The organism is Pseudomonas sp. UBA4194 (assembly GCF_002379585.1).
Taxonomy (GTDB): domain Bacteria; phylum Pseudomonadota; class Gammaproteobacteria; order Pseudomonadales; family Pseudomonadaceae; genus Aquipseudomonas.
The window spans coordinates 1-1,179 of sequence record NZ_DFUE01000068.1 but is presented as its reverse complement, the minus strand read 5'-3'; the positions used below and the strand labels follow the sequence as shown (position 1 = coordinate 1,179).

Annotated in this window: 2 protein-coding genes; both read left to right on the top strand. The window is 60.1% G+C overall.

Annotated features, from left to right (window positions below; all coding sequences use genetic code 11):
- Positions 1-664, top strand: a 664-nt coding sequence (locus tag B3397_RS16280; RefSeq protein WP_296251970.1) for an ABC transporter permease, incomplete at its 5' end; no start/stop codon positions are given.
- The coding region (hisM, locus tag B3397_RS16275; protein ID WP_296251969.1) for a histidine ABC transporter permease HisM at positions 661-1,179 on the top strand (519 nt) is incomplete at its 3' end. The genes B3397_RS16280 and hisM, both read left to right, overlap by 4 nt.

Below are 1,179 nucleotides of genomic sequence, written 5' to 3'. Positions count from 1 at the left end.
GCTGCTCGAAGGCACCTGGATGACCATCAAATTATCGCTGCTGTCGCTGCTGGTGAGCGTTGTGCTCGGCCTGATCGGCGCCAGTGCCAAGCTGTCCAGCGTGGCCGTGTTCCGCATACCGGCGCAGTTGTACACGACCCTGATTCGCGGCGTGCCCGACCTGGTACTGATGCTGCTGATTTTCTACAGCCTGCAAACCTGGTTGACCAGCCTTACCGATGCCATGGAATGGGAATACATCGAGATCGACCCCTTCGCCGCCGGGGTCATCACCCTGGGCTTCATCTACGGCGCGTATTTTACCGAAACGTTCCGCGGCGCCATGCTGGCGGTACCTCGCGGTCAGATCGAAGCGGCCACTGCCTATGGCTTGAAACGCGCCCAGCGCTTTCGCCATGTGGTGTTCCCGCAAATGATGCGCTTTGCCCTGCCCGGCATTGGCAACAACTGGATGGTCATGCTCAAGGCCACGGCGCTGGTGTCGATCATTGGTCTGGCGGACCTGGTCAAGGCCGCCCAGGACGCCGGCAAGAGCACCTATCAACTGTTCTATTTCCTGGTGCTGGCAGCGCTGATCTACCTGCTGATCACCAGCGCTTCGAACATTGCCCTGCGCTGGCTGGAACGGCGCTACAGCGCTGGCACTCGTGAGGCCGTCCGATGATCGAACTTCTGCAGGAATACTGGCGACCCTTCCTCTACTCCGACGGCCAGAACATCACGGGTCTGGCCATGACCTTATGGCTGCTCAGTGCTGCCCTGATCATCGGCTTCATCGTCTCGATTCCACTGTCCATTGCCAGGGTTTCCAGCAAGGCCTGGGTGCGCTGGCCGGTGCAGTTCTACACCTATCTGTTTCGCGGAACACCGTTGTATATCCAGTTGCTGATCTGCTACACCGGGATCTACAGCCTGCAGGCGGTGCGCGACCAGCCACTGCTCAACGAGTTTTTCCGCGATGCCATGAACTGCACCATCCTGGCCTTCGCCCTGAACACCTGCGCCTACACCACCGAGATCTTTGCCGGGGCGATCCGCAGCATGCACCACGGCGAAGTGGAGGCAGCCAAGGCGTTCGGTCTGCGCGGTTGGAAACTGTATGCCTACGTGATCATGCCCTCGGCGCTGCGCCGCTCGCTGCCGTACTACAGCAACGAAGTGATCCTGATGCTGCACTCC